The organism is Pedobacter riviphilus (assembly GCF_014692875.1).
In the GTDB taxonomy this organism is placed as follows: domain Bacteria; phylum Bacteroidota; class Bacteroidia; order Sphingobacteriales; family Sphingobacteriaceae; genus Pedobacter; species Pedobacter riviphilus.
The window spans coordinates 3,576,207-3,596,296 of sequence record NZ_CP061171.1; the positions used below are offsets into that span (position 1 = coordinate 3,576,207).

General features: G+C 38.2%; 16 protein-coding genes. 5 read left to right on the forward strand and 11 right to left on the reverse strand.

Annotation, left to right across the window (positions count from 1 at the left end; translation table 11 throughout):
* Positions 1-75 precede the first annotated feature (75 nt).
* From H9N25_RS14560 to H9N25_RS14575, 4 genes are all read left to right on the forward strand, one after another.
* Positions 76-2,322 carry a sodium-translocating pyrophosphatase gene (locus tag H9N25_RS14560; RefSeq protein WP_169502865.1) on the forward strand — a complete coding sequence of 749 codons (2,247 nt, stop codon included), beginning with the start codon at positions 76-78 and terminating at the stop codon, positions 2,320-2,322.
* Positions 2,323-2,437: 115 nt separating this feature from the next.
* Positions 2,438-3,913, forward strand: coding sequence for an amino acid permease (locus H9N25_RS14565; protein ID WP_167296691.1), 1,476 nt, complete (start codon positions 2,438-2,440; stop codon positions 3,911-3,913).
* A 98-nt stretch (positions 3,914-4,011) separates the two neighbouring features.
* Positions 4,012-5,343: a porin gene (locus H9N25_RS14570; RefSeq protein ID WP_190326376.1), complete on the forward strand. Its 1,332-nt coding sequence runs from the start codon at positions 4,012-4,014 to the stop codon at positions 5,341-5,343.
* Between the two features lie 79 nt (positions 5,344-5,422).
* Positions 5,423-5,989, forward strand: coding sequence for a MarC family protein (locus H9N25_RS14575; RefSeq protein WP_029274105.1), 567 nt, complete (start codon positions 5,423-5,425; stop codon positions 5,987-5,989).
* Positions 5,990-6,540: 551 nt separating this feature from the next.
* Here H9N25_RS14575 and H9N25_RS14580 read toward each other — a convergent pair.
* The 6 genes from H9N25_RS14580 to H9N25_RS14605 all read right to left on the reverse strand — a co-directional run bounded on the left by H9N25_RS14580 (position 6,541) and on the right by H9N25_RS14605 (position 13,111).
* Positions 6,541-7,710 (reverse strand): RsmB/NOP family class I SAM-dependent RNA methyltransferase, encoded by a 1,170-nt coding sequence (locus H9N25_RS14580; protein WP_190326377.1) that lies wholly within the window; start codon positions 7,708-7,710, stop codon positions 6,541-6,543.
* Positions 7,711-7,745: 35 nt separating this feature from the next.
* The gene (locus tag H9N25_RS14585; RefSeq protein WP_190326378.1) at positions 7,746-8,957 is read right to left on the reverse strand and encodes an ABC transporter substrate-binding protein; all 1,212 of its coding nucleotides are present in this window, start codon (positions 8,955-8,957) and stop codon (positions 7,746-7,748) included.
* Positions 8,958-9,078: 121 nt separating this feature from the next.
* A complete protein-coding gene (gene guaA / locus H9N25_RS14590; RefSeq protein ID WP_190326379.1) occupies positions 9,079-10,608 on the reverse strand; it encodes a glutamine-hydrolyzing GMP synthase in 1,530 nt (509 codons plus the stop codon).
* A 171-nt stretch (positions 10,609-10,779) separates the two neighbouring features.
* Positions 10,780-10,977: a prevent-host-death protein gene (locus H9N25_RS14595; RefSeq protein WP_167296696.1), complete on the reverse strand. Its 198-nt coding sequence runs from the start codon at positions 10,975-10,977 to the stop codon at positions 10,780-10,782.
* A 174-nt stretch (positions 10,978-11,151) separates the two neighbouring features.
* Complete coding sequence (locus H9N25_RS14600; protein ID WP_190326380.1) at positions 11,152-11,610, reverse strand: deoxycytidylate deaminase; 459 nt, start codon at positions 11,608-11,610, stop codon at positions 11,152-11,154.
* 64 nt (positions 11,611-11,674) lie between these two features.
* A complete protein-coding gene (locus H9N25_RS14605; protein WP_167296697.1) occupies positions 11,675-13,111 on the reverse strand; it encodes an MFS transporter in 1,437 nt (478 codons plus the stop codon).
* 142 nt (positions 13,112-13,253) lie between these two features.
* Between H9N25_RS14605 and H9N25_RS14610 the strand changes: the two genes are divergently transcribed.
* The gene (locus H9N25_RS14610) at positions 13,254-13,880 is read left to right on the forward strand and encodes a LysE family translocator (RefSeq protein ID WP_167296698.1); all 627 of its coding nucleotides are present in this window, start codon (positions 13,254-13,256) and stop codon (positions 13,878-13,880) included.
* A 286-nt stretch (positions 13,881-14,166) separates the two neighbouring features.
* Here the strand turns inward: H9N25_RS14610 and H9N25_RS14615 are convergent, their stop codons facing one another.
* The 5 genes from H9N25_RS14615 to H9N25_RS25325 all read right to left on the reverse strand — a co-directional run bounded on the left by H9N25_RS14615 (position 14,167) and on the right by H9N25_RS25325 (position 20,037).
* Positions 14,167-16,068, reverse strand: coding sequence for an amidophosphoribosyltransferase (locus tag H9N25_RS14615; RefSeq protein ID WP_167296699.1), 1,902 nt, complete (start codon positions 16,066-16,068; stop codon positions 14,167-14,169).
* Positions 16,069-16,642: 574 nt separating this feature from the next.
* Positions 16,643-17,461, reverse strand: coding sequence for a glutamate racemase (gene murI, locus H9N25_RS14620; protein WP_167296700.1), 819 nt, complete (start codon positions 17,459-17,461; stop codon positions 16,643-16,645).
* A gap of 249 nt (positions 17,462-17,710) precedes the next feature.
* The gene (locus tag H9N25_RS14625; RefSeq protein WP_223833393.1) at positions 17,711-18,232 is read right to left on the reverse strand and encodes an OmpH family outer membrane protein; all 522 of its coding nucleotides are present in this window, start codon (positions 18,230-18,232) and stop codon (positions 17,711-17,713) included.
* 120 nt (positions 18,233-18,352) lie between these two features.
* Positions 18,353-18,883, reverse strand: a complete 531-nt coding sequence (locus H9N25_RS14630; protein ID WP_167296702.1) for an OmpH family outer membrane protein — start codon at positions 18,881-18,883, stop codon at positions 18,353-18,355.
* Between the two features lie 101 nt (positions 18,884-18,984).
* A complete protein-coding gene (locus tag H9N25_RS25325; protein WP_330221043.1) occupies positions 18,985-20,037 on the reverse strand; it encodes a BamA/OMP85 family outer membrane protein in 1,053 nt (350 codons plus the stop codon).
* Between the last annotated feature and the right edge of the window lie 53 nt (positions 20,038-20,090).

Here is a 20,090-nt window from a genome sequence, read left to right on the forward strand (position 1 = left end):
GAGTCGATAAAACAATTAACAGATTTATACAGTTAAGCAATAACAACTAACCAAATATAAAACCAATTATTAACTATGGATTTTTTACAAAACAATTTAATTTACTGTATCCCGGCTCTGGGCCTTGCGGGGATTATAGTTATGATGATTAAAAGTGCCTGGGTAAACAAGCAAGATGCAGGTGATAAGAATATGCAAGAGCTTGCGGGCTACATAGCCGATGGTGCTATGGCCTTTTTAAAAGCCGAATGGAGGGTATTGAGCATTTTTGTCGTTTTTACGGCTGCGCTCCTAGCCTACTCGGGAACAATTACTGAAATTAAAGGTATTCCGATGCACTCGAGCTGGATTATCTCTATCTCTTTTATTATAGGAGCGGTATTTTCTGCAACTGCGGGTTATATCGGAATGAAATCGGCTACTAAAGCCAATGTTAGAACCACACAAGCGGCCAGAACAAGTTTAAAACAAGCATTAAAAGTTTCATTTACCGGAGGTACGGTAATGGGTTTGGGTGTTGCCGGATTAGCTGTTTTGGGTTTAGGTGGCTTATTCATTGTGTTTTTAAAGCATTTTAACGTAGTATCTGTAAACAGCGTTGAAATGAAAACTGCTATAGAGGTTTTAACCGGATTTTCTTTGGGTGCCGAATCTATTGCCTTATTTGCCCGTGTTGGCGGTGGTATTTATACCAAAGCTGCCGATGTTGGTGCAGATTTAGTGGGTAAAGTTGAGGCTGGTATCCCTGAAGATGATGTACGCAACCCTGCTACCATAGCCGATAACGTTGGCGATAATGTAGGTGATGTTGCGGGTATGGGTGCCGATTTGTTCGGTTCATACGTAGCTACTATATTAGCTACTATGGTTTTAGGGCAGGAAATTGATGTGAAGGATAATTTCGGAGGGATGTCTCCTATTCTTCTTCCAATGGTAATCTGTGGTTTGGGCATTATATTTTCGATTATCGGAACCTGGTTTGTAACCATTAAAGACGAAAAATCAAATGTTCAAAATGCGTTAAACCTGGGTAACTGGTCGTCGATTGTGATTACGGCGGTGGCTTCATTCTTTATTGTGAAATGGATGCTACCAGAAACCCTTAACCTTCGTGGTTATGAGTTTTCGAGCATCAATGTATTTTATGCCATTATAGTAGGCTTGGTAGTGGGCACCATTATGAGTATTGTGACCGAATATTTCACCGCAATGGGCAAAGGGCCCGTAAACTCGATTATTCAACAATCTTCAACTGGCCATGCCACCAATATTATTGCAGGTTTATCTGTAGGAATGAAATCTACCGTAATCCCTATCCTGGTATTAGCAGGAGGAATTATGGCTTCCTATCACTTTGCTGGTTTATATGGCGTGGCTATTGCAGCGGCAGGAATGATGGCTACAACAGCTATGCAGCTGGCGATTGATGCTTTCGGACCAATTGCAGATAATGCAGGCGGCATTGCCGAAATGAGCCAATTGCCGCCAGAGGTACGCGAACGTACCGACAATTTAGATGCAGTTGGAAATACAACCGCAGCAACCGGTAAAGGATTTGCTATTGCATCTGCAGCCTTAACATCTTTAGCTTTATTTGCAGCTTTTGTAGGTATTGCGGGTATTAATGCGATAGATATTTATAAAGCGCCAGTTTTGGCCGGACTATTTGTTGGCGGTATGATCCCGTTTATCTTTTCTGCACTTTGTATTCAGGCGGTGGGTAAAGCGGCAATGGATATGGTTCAGGAAGTTCGCCGCCAGTTCCGCGAAATCCCGGGCATTATGGAATACAAAGCTAAACCTGAATACGAAAAATGTGTAGCCATTTCTACCAAGGCTTCTATCCGTGAAATGATGATGCCGGGAGCTATTGCTTTAATTACCCCGGTAATTGTAGGCTTTACCTTTGGGCCAGAAGTTTTGGGTGGCTTATTGGCTGGAGTAACCGTTACTGGTGTATTGATGGGAATTTTCCAAAGTAATGCGGGGGGTGCCTGGGATAATGCCAAAAAATCTTTTGAGCAGGGTGTAATCATTAACGGCGAAACATTTTACAAAAAATCAGAACCGCACAAGGCTTCGGTTACCGGAGATACCGTTGGCGATCCTTTTAAAGATACTTCAGGCCCTTCGATGAATATTTTGATTAAATTAATGTCTATTGTTTCACTAGTTATTGCTCCGTACATCGCAGTTAAGGCAATTGCAAGCGAACATAAGCAAGAAGTTCGGAAAGAAATCAGAATTGAGCAAAAAACCGATAGTTTGGGACATACAATTACCGACACTTTAACAAATACAACCGATACATTAAAGTTTTAGTTGTAAAATCATAGATATAATAAAAGTAAAAGGGATTTTTAACCAAAATCCCTTTTACTTTTCCGTAATTTTTAATTACGTTTGAGGCTGAAATAATCTAAACAAAAACTAAAATATGGGTTTATTTACTAAGAAGCCGATGCATTTACTGCTAGAAGAAGCGGGAGATTCAGCCAAAGGCTTAAAGCGTACACTTAGTGCTGGTGCATTAGTGGCATTAGGTGTGGGCGCAATTATTGGTGCTGGTTTATTTGTTAGAACAGCAGCAGCAGCAGCACAAAATGCTGGGCCATCTGTTACCATTGGCTTTATTATAGCCGCAATTGGTTGTGCATTAGCCGGTTTATGCTACGCAGAACTATCATCATCTATTCCGATCTCCGGTAGTGCTTACACTTACACTTATGCCACTATGGGCGAGTTTATGGCCTGGATAATTGGCTGGGATTTAGTGTTAGAATATGCTGTTGGGGCTGCAACAGTAGGTATTGCCTGGAGCGAATACTTAAATAAATTACTGGTCGAAGTATTGCATACCTCGCCCATACCTTACGAGTGGTGCCACTCACCTTTCCAGTCGCATCCAGATGGTACCGTAAATGGAATTATCAACCTTCCTGCATTATTTATTGTAGGCTTATTGAGCTTACTTTTAATTAAAGGAACTTCAGAATCTGCTTTTGTAAACGGTCTGATCGTAATTACTAAAGTAAGTATTGTAATCTTAATCATTGTTTTAGGTTGGGGCTTTATTCATGAAGCCAATCACCATCCATATATTCCAAAAGCAACTACTTATGTAGATCATGCAGGCATCAGCCATAGTTTTGGTGGTTTCTGGGGTGTTCTCGGTGCGGCCGGAACAGTATTCTTTGCCTTCATCGGTTTTGATGCTGTAAGTACTGCAGCACAGGAAACTAAAAACCCTAAAACAGCAATGCCAATTGGTATCTTAGGTTCATTAGCTGTGTGTACTGTTTTATACATCTTATTTGCACACGTTTTAACCGGTATCGCTCCAGTTGAGTTCTTTAGAACTAAAGGTGGTGAAGCATCGGTTGTGGCTGCAATTAGCGAATACATGACAGGTTATGGCTGGTTAGCTAAATTGGTTACCGTAGCTATTTTAGCAGGTTTTTCTTCCGTAATTTTGGTAATGTTATTGGGCCAGAGCCGTGTATTTTACTCCATGAGTAAAGATGGTTTATTACCAAAAATGTTCAGCGATTTACACCCTAAATTCAAAACACCTTACAAAGCCAACCTAGTAATTTTGGTAATCGTAGGTTTATTTGCAGCTTTCATCCCTGGTGATGTAGTGGGTGATATGACCAGTATTGGTACTTTATTTGCCTTTATGCTGGTTTGTATCGCAGTAATTATTTTAAGAAAAACTGATCCTGATCTTCCACGTCAATTCAAGACACCTTGGGTACCTTTAATCCCAATTTTAGGTGTAATTACCTGCGGATTAATGATCCTTGGTTTAGGCTGGACAAACTGGTTAAGGTTATTTGGCTGGTTAGCTTTAGGCTTTATTATCTATTTTGGATACAGCAAACAGCATTCTCATTTAAAAGATTCTAAATAAGCCGAATATTTAAAAAAAATTAAGCCTCGACCAAAAGTCGGGGCTTTTTTTATGTTAAATAATTGTTAATAAAACTACCTTTGCAAAAAATTGATAACATGTACCGCCATCCAGCCAAATTTAAGCGCGTTTATTTCTCCCTAACTATTGTTTTGTTATTCATTTCTGCTGCAGGATACGCACAAAGAACAATTAATGATGTAATGGATTCCACAACAGTAAACCATTTGCTCATTATCTCGAAGAAATATGGTTCATTATCTTTCAGTGGTTATTTACAGCCACAGTTCCAATTGGCGCAATCGAAAGGTACGCAGGCTGAGTTTCAGGGTGGAAATTTTGGCGATTTTACCAATAACAGGTTCAGGTTAAGAAGAGGCCGTTTGAGGGCAGATTACATGATGTTAACGGAAGATGGTGCTCCCTCTACCTACTTCGTACTTCAGTTTGATGGTACAGAACAAGGTGTAGCGATCCGGGATTTCTGGGGACGTTATTACGAGAATAAATGGAAAATATTGGCAGTAACTCTTGGTCTTTCGGGCCGTCCCTTTGGTAATGAGCTCCAACTGTCATCATCAGTAAGGGAAGCACCTGAACGTGGTCGAATGTCGCAGATTTTAATGAAAACAGAACGTGATCTGGGTGTAACCTTTACTTTAAACCCACGCTGGAAAGATGCCAAACTCAAAAATTTTGTACTCGATTTTGGTGTTTATAATGGTCAGGGCTTAGCTGGTAACGGAGAATTCGATAACAGCAAGGATTATATTTTAAGGTTAAGCCATAAAACTTATGCATTTAAAAACTTTACCATTGCAGGTGGGATAAGTACGCTTCAGGGAGGCTTAGATCACCGCTTGCCTGTGAGCTATAAGATGGAGCAAATAAATGATACATGGAAAATGGTTAAAGATTCATCTACAGCTACCATAAACAAAGTGGCCCCAAGAAGATATTATGGTGCGGATATACAACTGGCTACCAAAACCAAAAGCTGGAAATCAGAGTTTAGGGCAGAAGTAATATCGGGCTTACAAACAGGTACCTCAACCACATCAACCACACCTGGCTCTTACCCTGTTGATAATAAGGCCGTGGCCTTGCCTTTTTATACACGTACTTTTAATGGTGCCTACTTTACCTTTGTACAAACCTTAAACAGTACAGATAACCAGCTAATTTTAAAATATGACTGGTACGATCCGAATGCTAAAGTAAAAGGCATGGATATTTCTAGCGATAAAGGGCTTTCTCCGGCTGATGTGCGTTTCGACACCTTTGGATTTGGTTTTTTACACCACTTTAACCCACATTTTAAAGCGGTGCTTTATTACGATATTATTAAAAACGAATCGACTCAAATTCAGGGCTATACAGTTGACAGAAAAGACAATGTGCTTACTTTAAGAACACAGTTCTATTTCTAATAAATAACTGTACAATTGAGGAATTGATACAAATTCCACTACCTTTGCTTAAAATTGCGCCGCTATGAAATTCGATTTTATGACGTTCAACTTAAGCCAGATCCTATCGACAACGATGGTACTCTTTGCTATTATCGATATTTTGGGCGCTATTCCCGTTGTGATCGAATTGCGTAGAAAAGCTGGCCATATCGAATCAGAAAAAGCATCATTAGTGGCTACGGGCTTAATGATCCTCTTTCTGTTTGTCGGAGAATCTTTATTGAAAGTGATTGGATTAGATGTAGAATCTTTTGCCATAGCAGGTTCATTTGTGATCTTCTTTATTGCCATGGAAATGGTATTGGGATTAACCATTTTTAAAGAAGAAGCACCAGAAACGGTTTCTATTGTTCCATTAGCCTTTCCTTTAATTGCCGGAGCAGGTACAATGACAACTTTGCTATCATTAAAAACAGAATACCATACCCAGAATATTTTAGTGGGCATTATACTTAATATGTTGTTCGTTTACTTTGTATTGAAAAATACCAACAGACTGGAAAAACTTTTCGGAAAATCTGGTTTAAACATCTTACGTAAAGCCTTTGGGGTAATTTTATTGGCAATAGCAATTAAATTATTCAGAAATAATACAGGGCTTTAAAGTACCATTTCAACGATTCATCACCCTGGATTTATTTCTGGGTCTATCTGCAAGAAAGATGCTGAAATAAATGCAGCATGACGATTAATCGAGAGAAGTAACGTTTCTAAATGACAATCCTCCAATTTAGCTTGTAACAATAATTCCGTATATTCATCTAAACATAAAGCTTACATCATGAACAGCTTTGAAGAATATACCTTAATTATCGGAGCAATAGCCGTTTTAATCGAAGCGGTAAAATACTTTAAAAAGAATTTCAAATCTTGGTTTGAACATACGTAGCGTTACATTATATCGACGTCACCCTGACCTGTAGCGTAGCGGAAAGCTGCGAAGTAAATTTATTTCGAGATCTATTTTACAGGAAAAATGCTGACCACGTAGTAGCTACAAGACCATTGAAAACACTACTTCTACTTGTAAAACAAGTTCAGCATGACGATCGCTTTGAGAAAGCACGTTAAAAAATGATCGTTATAAATAAAAATTAATCGAACTCAGGTTAATAAGTCACTTGATCTTAAAATCGCAGAATCCCTTAATCTTGGCTATTCCTGACCTTTTTTAATCAACCTCGCTACAAACATCGTATCGGCGTTATTTTCATAACCTTTAATCAGTTCCATTTTTTCCAGCTCTAGCGGCAACTGCTCAATCATATGCTGCACAATGGCTTCGTTTTCTTCGGCAAAGGCGGAGCAGGTAATATAAATTAAAGGCTTACCAGGCTTTAAATATTTTACAATATTTTGGACGATCCCCCTTTGGATGTTTGCAAATTGATTGATTTTCCGTTCCTCAAAAAACGTAAGCATTTCGGGTGTTCTGCCCCATGTTCCGGAACCTGTACAAGGCGCATCCAAAATGATCCCATCAAATTGATAGTGGTGTAAAACCTGATCGTTGTTCTGTAAAAGATCTAGCTCTTTTTTATGGTATTTTTTGATCCCGGCTAAGCGGAAACGTTCATCTAGATTTAAGAGTATACTTTCTCTCAGATCGGAAACCAAAAGCTCGATAACAGGCTCCAAACTGTGCAAAAGCAATGTTTTTCCACCTGATGCCGCACAGCAGTCCCACCATTTATCCCATTTGTTAGGTTTAAAATAATGGCCCGTATGCTGAGAAGATAAATCCTGAACCTGGTAACTGCCTTCTTTTAAAACAGTTTCGAGCCTGGTTCCATTGGGCAAGGCTAAAGCAGTTGGAGAAATAGCTTTAACCTCAATTTTTTCATCTTCTAATTTGGAGATGATGCTTGCAGATTCGTCGGCTCCTACCCTAATAAACAGATCGGGCTGTTTGAAGAATGAGGTATAAAATGCCTCCCGGTCTAATCCATCAGATAGATTTGCATGAAACGGATATATCTCCTGAAAATTAAAATCCGGATACTTCGTTTTGATAATGGATATTTTTTCTTCAAGCTGCAGCGTAATGCTTTCTTTTAGTTCCGGCAAATTTTTCTCCACAATAAGGCTAAGCGTATCGTGGCACAAGAAATCGGCAATACTCAAACGTTCTTCCTGTGGAAGCCCTGATAAAGCCTTACCTAATCTAAAAAAGCTATATATATGACGCGTGGCCCATCTCCTATCAGATGATCCCATTTGTTTATGTTGCTTAAAATAGGTCGGTAAAAAACGATGTAAGGGCAAACTTCCATCATAATTATTCAAAATCTGTTCAAAGGCTCTTAATTGATGATCTGCTCTCATGCAATAATTAAAATGGAAGAAAAATAAATATAGAATTACTCAACTATGTTTAACGCAAAGTTTTTAAACTTCAATAACATTAAACTGGTGTTAATATAGCCTAATTTTTCATCATGGATAAATGAAAAGTTATTATGAAGACCTTTATATTTATCTTTTATCAGATAATCTCTATAATCCTCTCCGTATGTGGTTAACAGTTTACCGAAGTAGTAGCCAACATCAAAGCCCTTAAAAGCATATTCTCCAGGCTCAAATCCGTATCTGTAGCGATATTTTTTAACAAAGGCAATAACTGCGCTGCTTTTGTAGTCTATTTTATAAGAAGAGCTGATAATCGTATTCAGATCCTGTAATTTATCGGTAGGATAATTCTGTTTTACCCAGTGAGGATGGCCAAACAGATTAATACTATAACCACCTGTAGGTAAATGCTTTAATTTATACAGTTTTTCTACTGTTGGCAATACAAAAGCCCTGTCAGATGAGGTAAGCACCACTACATACTCTTTACCTTTGATCATTTTTGTTTCAAAAGCATAGGCCGAAGCGTACTCCTGTACCACAAACTTGGTATTGCTTTGAAAATAGTTCCTTATCGGTGCTGCAAACTGTTCGTCTTCTGTTTTCTTAGGGTTAATCAACACCACTATGGTATTAGCAGGATTATAATTTTTAGCAATATATGTAGCTATCTTTTTTCCATGCAAGCCAATATTATTTACAATGGACACCAGATTTGGATTATTAAATTCAGCAGGTTCGGAAGCGGCCAGAGGAGATACAATAATTGCATTATTTTCTTTGGCATAATTGGCGATAAACTTTAATCCATCAGGAAAAACGGGGCCAATAATTAAATTGCTTTGTTTAAACCGCTCATTTTTGTACAGGAGCGATATATGTGCATTATCATCTTGCGTATCGAAAACATTCAGTTTAAAATTTAAGCCCTGGGCCGCTGCAGAATCCAATCCCAATTTAAAACCCTGATAGAAATCAATAGGCATGGCATATTTCTCGATATCGGCTTTTGTGGCTGTTTTTAAATTCAGTTCATCCAATTTAAAGGGAACGAGCAGAGAAATACTTGCCTGCGAAAACTTTTTGATAGGCTTTTTATCTGCTGGCTTTTCTTTTTCAACAGGTTTACCGGCTTCGGGCTTGGGTGTCCTGATTTTAGGCGAACAAGCACCCAAAACTACCGCAAACAAAACCAGCAATCCATAAACCTTCTTGAAATTCATACCTATCATTTTTAACAAAATATGCTAGCAAAGGTTATTCCACCTTGCTAGCATCACATTTATTTTATGCAGTTTGGACTGAAAACTCCAAACTGAAAACTCCCAACTCAAAACTAAACAACTATTCCCACTCAATAGTTGCAGGTGGTTTAGAGCTGATATCGTATACGACTCTATTGATGCCTTTAACTTTATTGATGATTTCGTTTGAGATTTTAGCCAATACCGGATAAGGTAGGTGGCACCAATCTGCCGTCATTCCATCAAGCGATTCTACAGCTCTTAGTGCAATTACATTTTCGTAAGTACGTTCATCGCCCATTACCCCAACAGATCTCACGGGTAAGAAGATAGCGCCTGCCTGCCATACTTTATCATAAAGGCCTGCTTCTTTTAAATTGTCTATATAAATTTTATCGGCATCTTGTAAAATGGCTACCTTTTCTGGGGTAACCTCTCCAATAATGCGGATACCTAAACCTGGTCCTGGAAATGGATGACGGCCTAAAATAAACGATTCTAAACCTAAAGTGGTACCTACTCTTCTTACTTCATCTTTAAACAAAGTTTTAAGTGGTTCTACTACTTTAAGTTTCATGAAATCTGGCAAACCGCCCACATTATGGTGCGATTTAATAGTTGCAGATGGACCTTTAACCGAAACCGACTCAATAATATCTGGGTAAATTGTACCTTGGGCCAACCACTTTACATCTTGAATAAGGTGAGATTCTTCATCGAAAACTTCGATAAACACACGGCCAATAATTTTACGTTTTGTTTCTGGATCTTCTACTCCAGCCAACTGACCCAAGAATTTGTCTTTAGCATCAACGCCTTTAATATTTAAGCCAAAATCTTTGTATTGCTCTAAAACACTTTCATATTCGTTTTTACGCAATAAACCGTTATCAACAAATATACAGTGTAGGTTTGTGCCAATAGCTTTATGCAAAAGCACTGCAGCTACGCTACTATCAACACCACCTGAAAGCGCCAGAACAACTTTATCGTTACCTACAGTAGCTTTAATATCGGCAATTGTAGTTTCAACAAAAGCAGCAGAAGTCCAGTCCTGGCTACATCCGCAGATATCAACCAAGAAGTTTTCTAAAAGGATTTTTCCATCAATACTGTGCGTTACCTCAGGGTGAAATTGGATCGCATAAGTATCAGAATCTTTGATGTGATATGCTGCTACTTTTACACTATCGGTACTGGCAATCAATTCAAAGTTTTCAGGAATATCGGTAATGGTATCGCCATGGCTCATCCAAACTTGCGAGTCGATGTTTATGCCTTTAAATAATTTGTTCTCCTGGTTTACAAAATTCAAATTAGCACGGCCGTACTCGCGTGTTGAAGATGGCTGAACCGCACCACCCGAATGTTGGGCAATATATTGTGCACCATAACAAACAGCCAATAATGGATATTTTAAATGGTATTTCGATAAATCGATTTGAGGTGCATCTTCCTGACGGACAGAATAAGGACTACCCGAAAAAATAACCCCTTTTACGTCAGGTGTAACCTCAGGAAGATTGTTGTATGGATATATTTCACAGTAAATATTTAATTCGCGAACCCTACGAGCGATGAGTTGTGTAAATTGCGAACCAAAATCGACGATAATGATTTTTTCTTGCATCCGCAAAGGTACCAATTAGATATGAGATTTGAAGCCGGAGATTTGAGATTTTTAGCGGAAAAAGTCCGAAGCTGGCAGTCAGGAGTCCAAAGTCAAATATGGGGAGATAACTCAAGGAAACGAGCATCCATCTTAATATCAATTATTCGATCAAGCATTACGAGTTATAAGCTAAATTAGACCAAGTAGTTCCTCATCAGTCATGGCAAAATCTCCTCTGAAAATCACTTGAGCTTTTCCATCAAGTAGACCTATTTTTCTTTTTTTACCATTTTTAGATTTTTTAGAAACAAAATAATTGATGATTTCATTTCTCTTCCAATAACCGAAAACGATTCCTACACCTACAATTAAAAAAACCTTATTCATTTAGGTAAAGTACGAAAACTATTTAACCTTATCAATCATGTATTTTTTTCGTTTATGAATTAGCGGCCCCTTACTCTTAAACTTGCGAAGCTCTCCCCTGCTTTCCCTCTGTGAAACTTTGTAAGGCACCACACTATTCACCAATGAACCGATGACAAGTAAACTAATGAACCTCTACGATTCTATCAAAACCACCTCGACACCAAATTTTCTTAAAAAATCTACGCCTTCGTCGCTAGGCAAACCTTTGTAAGCTGCATAAGATTTAGAATAGTATACCAGTTTGATTCCTGAAGATAAAATTAAACGGGCACAGGCAATACAAGGCGACAAGGTGGTGTATAAAGTACATCCTTCTATCCTCGATCCATTTTTTGAGGCATACAGTATGGCATTTTCCTCAGCATGTAAAGCCAAAGAACAACTTCCTTTACTATCGCGGGCACAGCCATGCTCTGGCCATTCCTCGTCACAGTTGTGGGTACCGGCCGGCGGACCATTGTAACCGATAGAAATTATGCGCGTATCTTTTGTTAACACTGCACCTACATGGGCACGCACACAATGTGAGCGGGCAGCCAAATCGGTGGCCAGGTTCATAAATATCGAGTCGAAACTTGGTTTATCTGTCATTATAAAAATTAAAAAAGCCACAAAGAACTAAATCTCTGTGGCTGTAAAATTACTTTATTAAAAATTAATGTCCACCAGAAATTTTCTCATCAAAATTAATTCCCTGTGTCTTCAAAATGGCACTTCCTTTAATTGCATAAAATGCAAGGTATGCAAAACACAGCACCCCAACTAAGTAACTGTATTGGATACCTGTAAACTTTGAAAGGTATCCTTGCGCTAAACTCACAATACCACCGCCCATAATCATCATAATTAAAAAACTACTTCCCTGACTGGTGTGTTTACCTAAGCCACTAACAGCCAAAGTAAAAATACATGGCCACAATGTACTGCAGAATAAACCCACGCTAGTAAACGCGTAAACACTAGTCATACCTGTAGTAAACATACCAATAAATAAGGCTATAATGCCCATTACCGAAAAAATTAATAGCATGCGCGCCGGGTTTCCTTTACTGGCCATATCGGCACCAATTAATACAACTATTACTGCTGCATATACATAAAATGGTGTTAAATCGTGTTTAGCGATAGCATTTGCAACTAAGAAAACACCAAAAGCTAAATAAGGTGCTACAAATCTCAATATCTTTTGTAAGGTCATATCTTCAGTAAAAGCTTCTACCGCCCCTGTCCAACGACCAATCATTAAACTAGCCCAATATAAAGAAACATATGGAGCAATATCTTTAATGGCAAATCCTAATTTCTCTTCCATATATGCGGGTAAATTACTGGCAGTAGATACCTCTACACCAACATATAGAAAAATAGCAATCATTCCCAGTACCAACTGCGGGTAATTCAAAGCAGATCCCTTAATCGATTTAGTATCATTTGCTGAAGCTTCTACTAAAGTAGGTCGATCAGGCAAAGACGACATTTTTAAAAATACAGCTACTAAAAGAAAGGCTACTCCTAATATTAAATATGGAATTTTTACACTTTCGATGCTCACATTGGTAGTAGCGCTTGTAGCAACACCAAAAATAGCGAAGTTTACCAATAGTGGACCAATGGTTGTACCAAAATTATTAATACCACCTGCAAGTGTTAAACGTTGTGAACCAGTTTTAATTGGCCCCAAGGCAATAGCTAAAGGATTTGCAACAGTTTGTTGTAAAGAGAAACCCAGGGCAACAATAAACAAGCCAGATAACATTAACGGAAATGAGTGCAGATTTGCTGCCGGGTAAAACAAAAGCGTTCCGGCTGCCGAAATAACAAGCCCCAAAGCTAAAGAGTTTTTGTAGCCTAATTTATTTACAATATCCTGGCCCATTACTACCGAAATGCCATTATAAATTAAAGCGCCAACCGTATATGCAATGTAAAATGCAAATGATACCAACTGGCTTTGAAATTGAGTTAAATTAAAGGCCTGCTTAAATACCGGTATTAAAATATCATTACTGGCGGCCACAAAGCCCCAGAAAAAGAATACCGTGACCAAAGGAATAAATTGCCCCCATTTGGTTTGTGTTTGTTCTGAACTCATTTTTTAAATTTAGTTTTAGTGGCTCTAAACATAAATAAAAAAAAATGAAAACCAGTAATTTTATGCAACCTATGCAACAAAAATAAATGTTATATGTTTAGGTATAAAGTTGCATATTCGCATATTATAAACAATACAATGCATGTTTGAAGCCATATTACTCGGTATAGGAGCAGGGATTATTTCGTCGTTTTTAACTGGGCCGGTATTTTTTGCAATGATCAAAACTAGCATAGAAAGGGGCTTCAAAGCTGGGTTTTCTTTAGCTATTGGCGTAATTATTAGTGATGTGATCTTAATTGGCCTGGTTCTTTTTGGTAGCCAGTTTGTTGATTATAAAGCCGAATTTGATAAATACGTTGGCAGCATTGGCGGTGTATTTCTGCTTGCAGTGGGTATTTATTACCTGCTTTCTAAAATTACCGTACATTACGATAGCACCACGCTTCAAAAAGTGAGTAAACGGGGTTATGTACTCAAAGGTTTTTTAATGTGCATCCTCACTCCTTCTACCCTCATGTTCTGGATTATTGTAAGTGGGATCATTTCGGTTAAATTGAACAATATGCTGAACGAAAAATTAGTTTGCTTTTTTATCGCCATGGCTACTCAATTAAGCATCGATGGAGCAAAGAGCTTTTACTCCAGTAAACTCCGTTATAAAATAAAAGAAGATGCACTGAAGAAACTCAATAAAATAGCCGGGGTAGTGATTATCTTTTTCGCCTTCTGGCTCATTATTAAAACCTACCTGAAGTTTTACGCATAAAAATTGAACAGACTCAGTACATTAATGTCTGATGTACGCTGTACCTTTGAGGTTAATATTATTTTTTGGAAAGCAACAGCACTGCTCCTATTAAACGCTAGTCCTGCCAATGCTGCATTCCTCACCCGATAAAAGATCGGGTTCCGGGCTTTCCGCGAATGTCAGGTTTAGATTAGGGAAGATCGTACTCGATCTTACGGTCACCCTGGCAGAAAATGAGCGCAAAAAAATAGCCCATATAAATATGAGCTATTTGTTATTCAAGTACCCTTTAGGGGGTATGGGCCTAATAAGCCCTTTGGTTATTTCCTTCTTTCCAGTTAACAAAAGCTTTATTAACCACTTTGTTTCCACCTGGGGTGGGATAATTTCCTGAGAAATACCAGTCACCTTTGTTTTTCGGACAAGCTTCATGCAGGTTCTCTAAACTTTGATAAATGACTTCAACCTCAGCAACAGTACCTTTTGGTGTAATAATCTGTGCTATTTTAGCCGAAATTTCTTCTGGAGTAAATGGTTTATAAATTTCCTTAACGTGGTTTACAATTTCCTCTTTTGGTAAAAGTAACGAAGCTTTACATTTCGTGTAAACATCTTCTATTACCTGCCACATACCGCGCTCTGTTAACAGTTGAATAGCCGCATCGAAAGCCACGAACTGTCCCATCCTACTCATATCGATACCATAACAATCAGGGTAACGGATCTGAGGTGCAGAAGAAACAATAATAATTTTCTTCGGATGTAAACGGTCAACAATTTTAATGATACTCTGCTTTAAGGTAGTACCACGTACAATCGAATCATCAAGTGCTACTAAAGTATCCTGGTGGTTATTGATAATACCATAAGTAGTATCGTAAACGTGTGCCACCATTTCGCTACGATCAGCATCCTGGGTGATGAAAGTTCTTAGCTTTACATCTTTAACAGCCAGCTTTTCTACACGTGGTGCTAAAGACAACAGGTCTTCAAGCTGTTGATCTGTTAGCGATTCTTTTTTATGTAAAAGTATATCTTTCTGGTGCCTGCGTACATATTGCTGAACACCATCAACCATTCCGAAAAACGCCACTTCTGCCGTATTTGGAATAAATGAGAATACTGTATTTTTTAAATCGTAATTAACGGCCTGAAGAATTTTATCACTCAATAAACGGCCTAACTGCTTGCGTTCGCGGTAAATCTCTACATCACTTCCTTTTGAGAAATAGATACGCTCGAAAGAGCAAGATAACCTTTCGGTAGGCTCGCGGAATTGCTCCATGCTTACCTCACCATTTTTCTTGATAATTAAAGCATGGCCCGGATCGATCTCTTTAACATCTTTAAACTGAATATTAAATGCAGTTTGCAAAGCTGGTCTTTCAGAGGCCGCTACAACGATCTCATCATCATAATAATAATATGCCGGACGGATACCTGCCGGATCGCGCATAATAAACGAGTCGCCATTACCAACCATACCACAGATAGAATAACCACCATCCCAGGTTTTGGCCGAGCGGCGAAGGATATTGGCAATATCTAAATTATCAGATATTTTGTGTGTAATAGCAACGTTATCATGCCCTTCTTTTTTATACTGATCGAAAAGCTCCTGGTTCTCATCATCTAAAAAGTGACCGATTTTTTCTAATACTGTAACCGTATCTGCTTTTTCTTTTGGGTGTTGACCTAACTCGTATAATTGTTCCAGTAACTCATCAACATTCGTCATGTTAAAGTTACCTGCAATAACCAGGTTACGTGTCATCCAATTATTTTGCCTTAAAAAAGGGTGGCAATTTTCGATACTGTTTTTACCATGCGTACCATAACGCAAATGGCCCATTAACACCTCGCCGATAAAGCTTACGTTGTTTTTGAGCCATTCTGTATCCTGCATTAATTCAGGAGTGTTTTCTTGGATATCAACAAATTTGTTCTGCACATATTCGAAAATATCGGCTACCGCATTAGATGCCATGCTCCGGTATCGGCTAATGTACCTACTGCCCGGTTTCATATCCAATTTAATGGTGGCAATACCTGCGCCATCCTGGCCCCGGTTATGCTGTTTTTCCATTAAAAGGTATAATTTGTTAAGGCCGTAAAGTGCTGTACCGTACTTTTGCTGGTAGTAAGAAAGTGGTTTTAACAGGCGAATAAAAGCGATTCCGCATTCGTGTTTTATCTGATCACTCATTGTGTGGGTTTGAAGCCGCAAAGTTATCCTTTTAACTTGTTACAACCTAAAGAAAAATACTTTCTTTTGTCACAACGGAGTTAATTTGGAATCATACAATTTAACCATTTAGAATTATTCAAAAATAGCTAAAAACGATAAGTTATTAAAAAGATCCAAAAAAAGCGCAAAATTCCTTTACCCTTTGTTTACCCTTTCTTGCTACCAAGTTAACCCCAGGGTTACCCCAGGCTTACCCCAGGCTTACCCCAGGCTTACCTATTCTTTACCTTTTGGTTACCTAAAAGGTAAAGCCAGGGGCTGCTTTGGGCCTTTCTTCGGTATGCCAGGGCCGATGCTGCCCGCCAGCAAGTACGAAGCGCACCTGTTCAAGAATGGCCTTGCAATACATTCCTCCCTGTTTTAAACAAGCATAGATTTGCTAAAGAACATCTTCAATCCGTTAACATTTCATCTTAATGAAAAGTGCTAAACAGACATGGGTTGCCAGTTAGCAATTTGCAGTTAACCTATTTTAGCTGGCAATTGGCCGTCAACAATCAAAACAATCTGGCAATTTAACAATTCATATCCCTCATAGCTTATTAGATTTCAGCGACTCTCCAAAAAAAACGGAGGCATGTTCATCAAAAGCAATTGGATCGCCACTAGTATAAAAAGATTTCTCTCCCTGCTTACCTAACTTTTGTTCCATTTCAGGGTGTCTCTTTAAATAATCAGCTAAACTATTGGCTACAATCTCGCCTTGCGTTAAAACGCTTATATGATCTGGAAATACTTTCTTCAGTTTAGGCATTAACAAGGGATAATGCGTGCAAGCCAATAGTACACAATCGATATCTGCCGATTGGTTAAGTAATTGATCGCAATACTCACTTATAAAAAAGTCTGCGCCAGGCTGTAAGTGTTCGTTGTTTTCGATCAGTGGAACCCACATTGGGCAGCTTTGCTGGTAAACTTTAATTTCAGGAAAAAATTTATTGATCTCTAAAAGATAAGATTGAGAATTAACCGTTCCCCTGGTTCCCATTACGCCAACTTGTTTTGTGCTGGTATATCTGTCAATAACCTCTGCAGTAGGCCTAATTACCCCCAATACTCTCCTATCGGGATATTTAGCAGGAAGATCTATTTGCTGGATGGTTCTAAGTGCTTTCGCAGATGCGGTGTTGCATGCCAGGATAACCAAATGGCATCCTTTAGCAAAAAGCCATTCTACGCATTCTAAAGTATATTTATAAATGGTATCAAAAGAATGATCGCCATAGGGCGAACGGGCATTATCGCCTAAATAGATATAATTGTAATCGGGCAATTTATCAGCAATAGAACGGAAAACCGTTAACCCACCATAACCTGAATCGAAAATGCCTATTGGCGAAGAGTTTTGCATGCCTTTGATGTTGGAAAGTTGAAATGTAGGAATATTAGTTGAAATGTTAAAATGATCGCCTTCCTAAACTTGTTTCAGGATATTACCCACAGGAAAATGAGACATTAAAGATGCTGAAATAAATCCGATGGCTATCGGATCAGCATGACGAAACTGCGTAAACAAAAAAGCGGAACTAAGTTAGACTTAATTCCGCAGTATCTTTTTATGGCTTGAGCCGTATAACTCAAGACTATAGATTGATAAAGACTATTTCTTAGGAGCAGCTGTTTTTGCAGCGGTTGCTGTAATACCTAATTTAGATTTAACTGCAGCAGTAATATCATCACCACCATCCCAGAATACTAAATTGTTACCACCCTGTCCGTTTGCGATATCGAAAACGTAAGCTAAACCTTTTTCTTTAGCTACAGCAGAAATTGCGGTTGCAACTTTAGCTTGGATTGGTTGGAATAATTCACCTTGTTTAGTACCTATATCTTGTGAAGCTTTAGTGCGCGCATCAGTAATGCGTTTTTCTAAATCCTGTAATTCTTGACCTGCAGCTTGTAATTCTTTACCCACTGTTTCTTTATTAGCCTCGCTTAAAGTTTTTTGTTTAGCTTCTGCAGCAGCCATTTTACTTTGATATTCTTTGATCATTGCATCAATATCTGCTTGCTTTTGTTTACCTAATGTTTCTAAAGTGGTTTGAGCGGTTTTAGCTTCTGGTAAATTTGCAAATACCTCCTCAGAATTAATGTGACCCAATTTTTGTTGTGCATTTGCCATATTCGCTGTAAACAATAAACCTGCTGCTACAAAGAATACGTTAATTAACTTTCTCATCGTTTTATTTTACTTTTTTATTTTTTTCTAATTGTTTTTCTTCAAAAATCAGGGGCGAATATACTAATTATTTACAGTCCCCGGTTTATAACCTAATTTTACAATTACATCATTACTAACATCGTAACTGCTACTTGCATAAATCATCATTGTTGCTTCACTGCTCTTGTCGAAAATGAAGTCTAAATATTTAGATTTTGCAATCTGTTTAATCGCCTCGGCTACTTTATCCTGAATAGGTTTAATTAATTTTACCCTGCTTTGAAAAAGATCTCCATCTGGTCCAAACTTAGAACGTTGAAATTCTTTAGCCTGTTTTTCTTTTTCTATAATTTCGTTTTCACGGCGTTTGCGCATATCATCAGTTAACAAAACCTGATCGGCCTGATAAGCTTTGTACATCCTGTCTATTTCAGAAAAATTCTGATCTACTTGTTGTTGCCACTGTTTAGAGGCAACGTCTAATTGAGTTAATGCCGATTTATATTCTGGTAAATGCTTCAAAATATACTCCGTGTCTACATAAGCAAACTTCTGTGCAAAGGCACCAAAAGAAGTGCAAAGTAGGAATGCGATAAAAAGATATTTCTTCATTTTGTGTGTGTGTTAATGATATAGTTAATAACCTAAGCTTTGTTTAAACTCTTATTGCAATGATTTATTGCATAATTAGTTAATTTTTTGTTCTTTATCAATTAAAATCCACCTAATTGTTGTGCGATACTAAAATGGAACTGACCTTTGTTCGCGCTTGGTAAACCAGGAATAGCATCAAAGCCATATCCGTAATCAATACCCAACAAACCAAATATAGGAAGGAAGATCCTTGCACCAACACCAACTGATCTTCTAATGTTGAAAGGATTAAAATCACTAAACCTGTTCCAGGTATTACCACCTTCTGCAAAGGCCAAAACAAATGCAGTAGCTTGTTGACTTGCAATAACCGGATAACGTGCTTCCAATACATATTTAGTATAAATTGGGCTACCAGACTGTTGTGCCACATTTGGATTAGAACCTACCGGAATTACCGTATTATTAGAATAACCACGCATTGCAATTAACTCAGATCCTTGTAAGAAATCGAATCCTTGCATACCATCACCACCTAGTTTGAAACGCTCGAATGCTGATTGACCAACTGCTTTATTGTATTGGCCCAAGAAACCGAACTGTGCTTGTGCTTTAATTACCAGGTTACCTACAACACGTTGATACCATTGTGAATCGAATTTCCATTTATGATATTCTGTAAAACGGTATTTTTCTTTATCAGATGCTGTTGCATAATTCACCTTGTTAAACAGTGAATATGGTGGCGTTGCCTGAATAGTGAAACGTAAGAACGATCCCGATTTAGGAAAAATAGGCGAATCTCTTGAATCGCGGCTAATCTCTTGTGATAAGTTTAAGTTATAAGAAGTACCAGTACTAAATAAATATCCTGAATAATTATTTAAGATATATTGTTGCAGGTTAACCGCATGGCTTAACTGAAAATAGTTATCTGGCCAGTTTAATCTTCTACCCAAGCTAACCGTTACACCATTTAAACGTATTTTTTGGAACTGGGCATTATCAGAACTTAATCCATTAGATTGTAATGAGGTAAATGCACTCACCCCAAAACTTACCGGTTTCTCGCCACCAAACCAAGGTTGTGAGAATGAGAAACTATATGATTGGTAATATTTACCATTCGTCTGTCCACGTAAGCTTAATTTTTGCCCATCTCCTTTTGGCAATGGTTTGTAAGCTTTTAGATTAAATAAGTTACGTAATGAGAAGTTATTGAAAG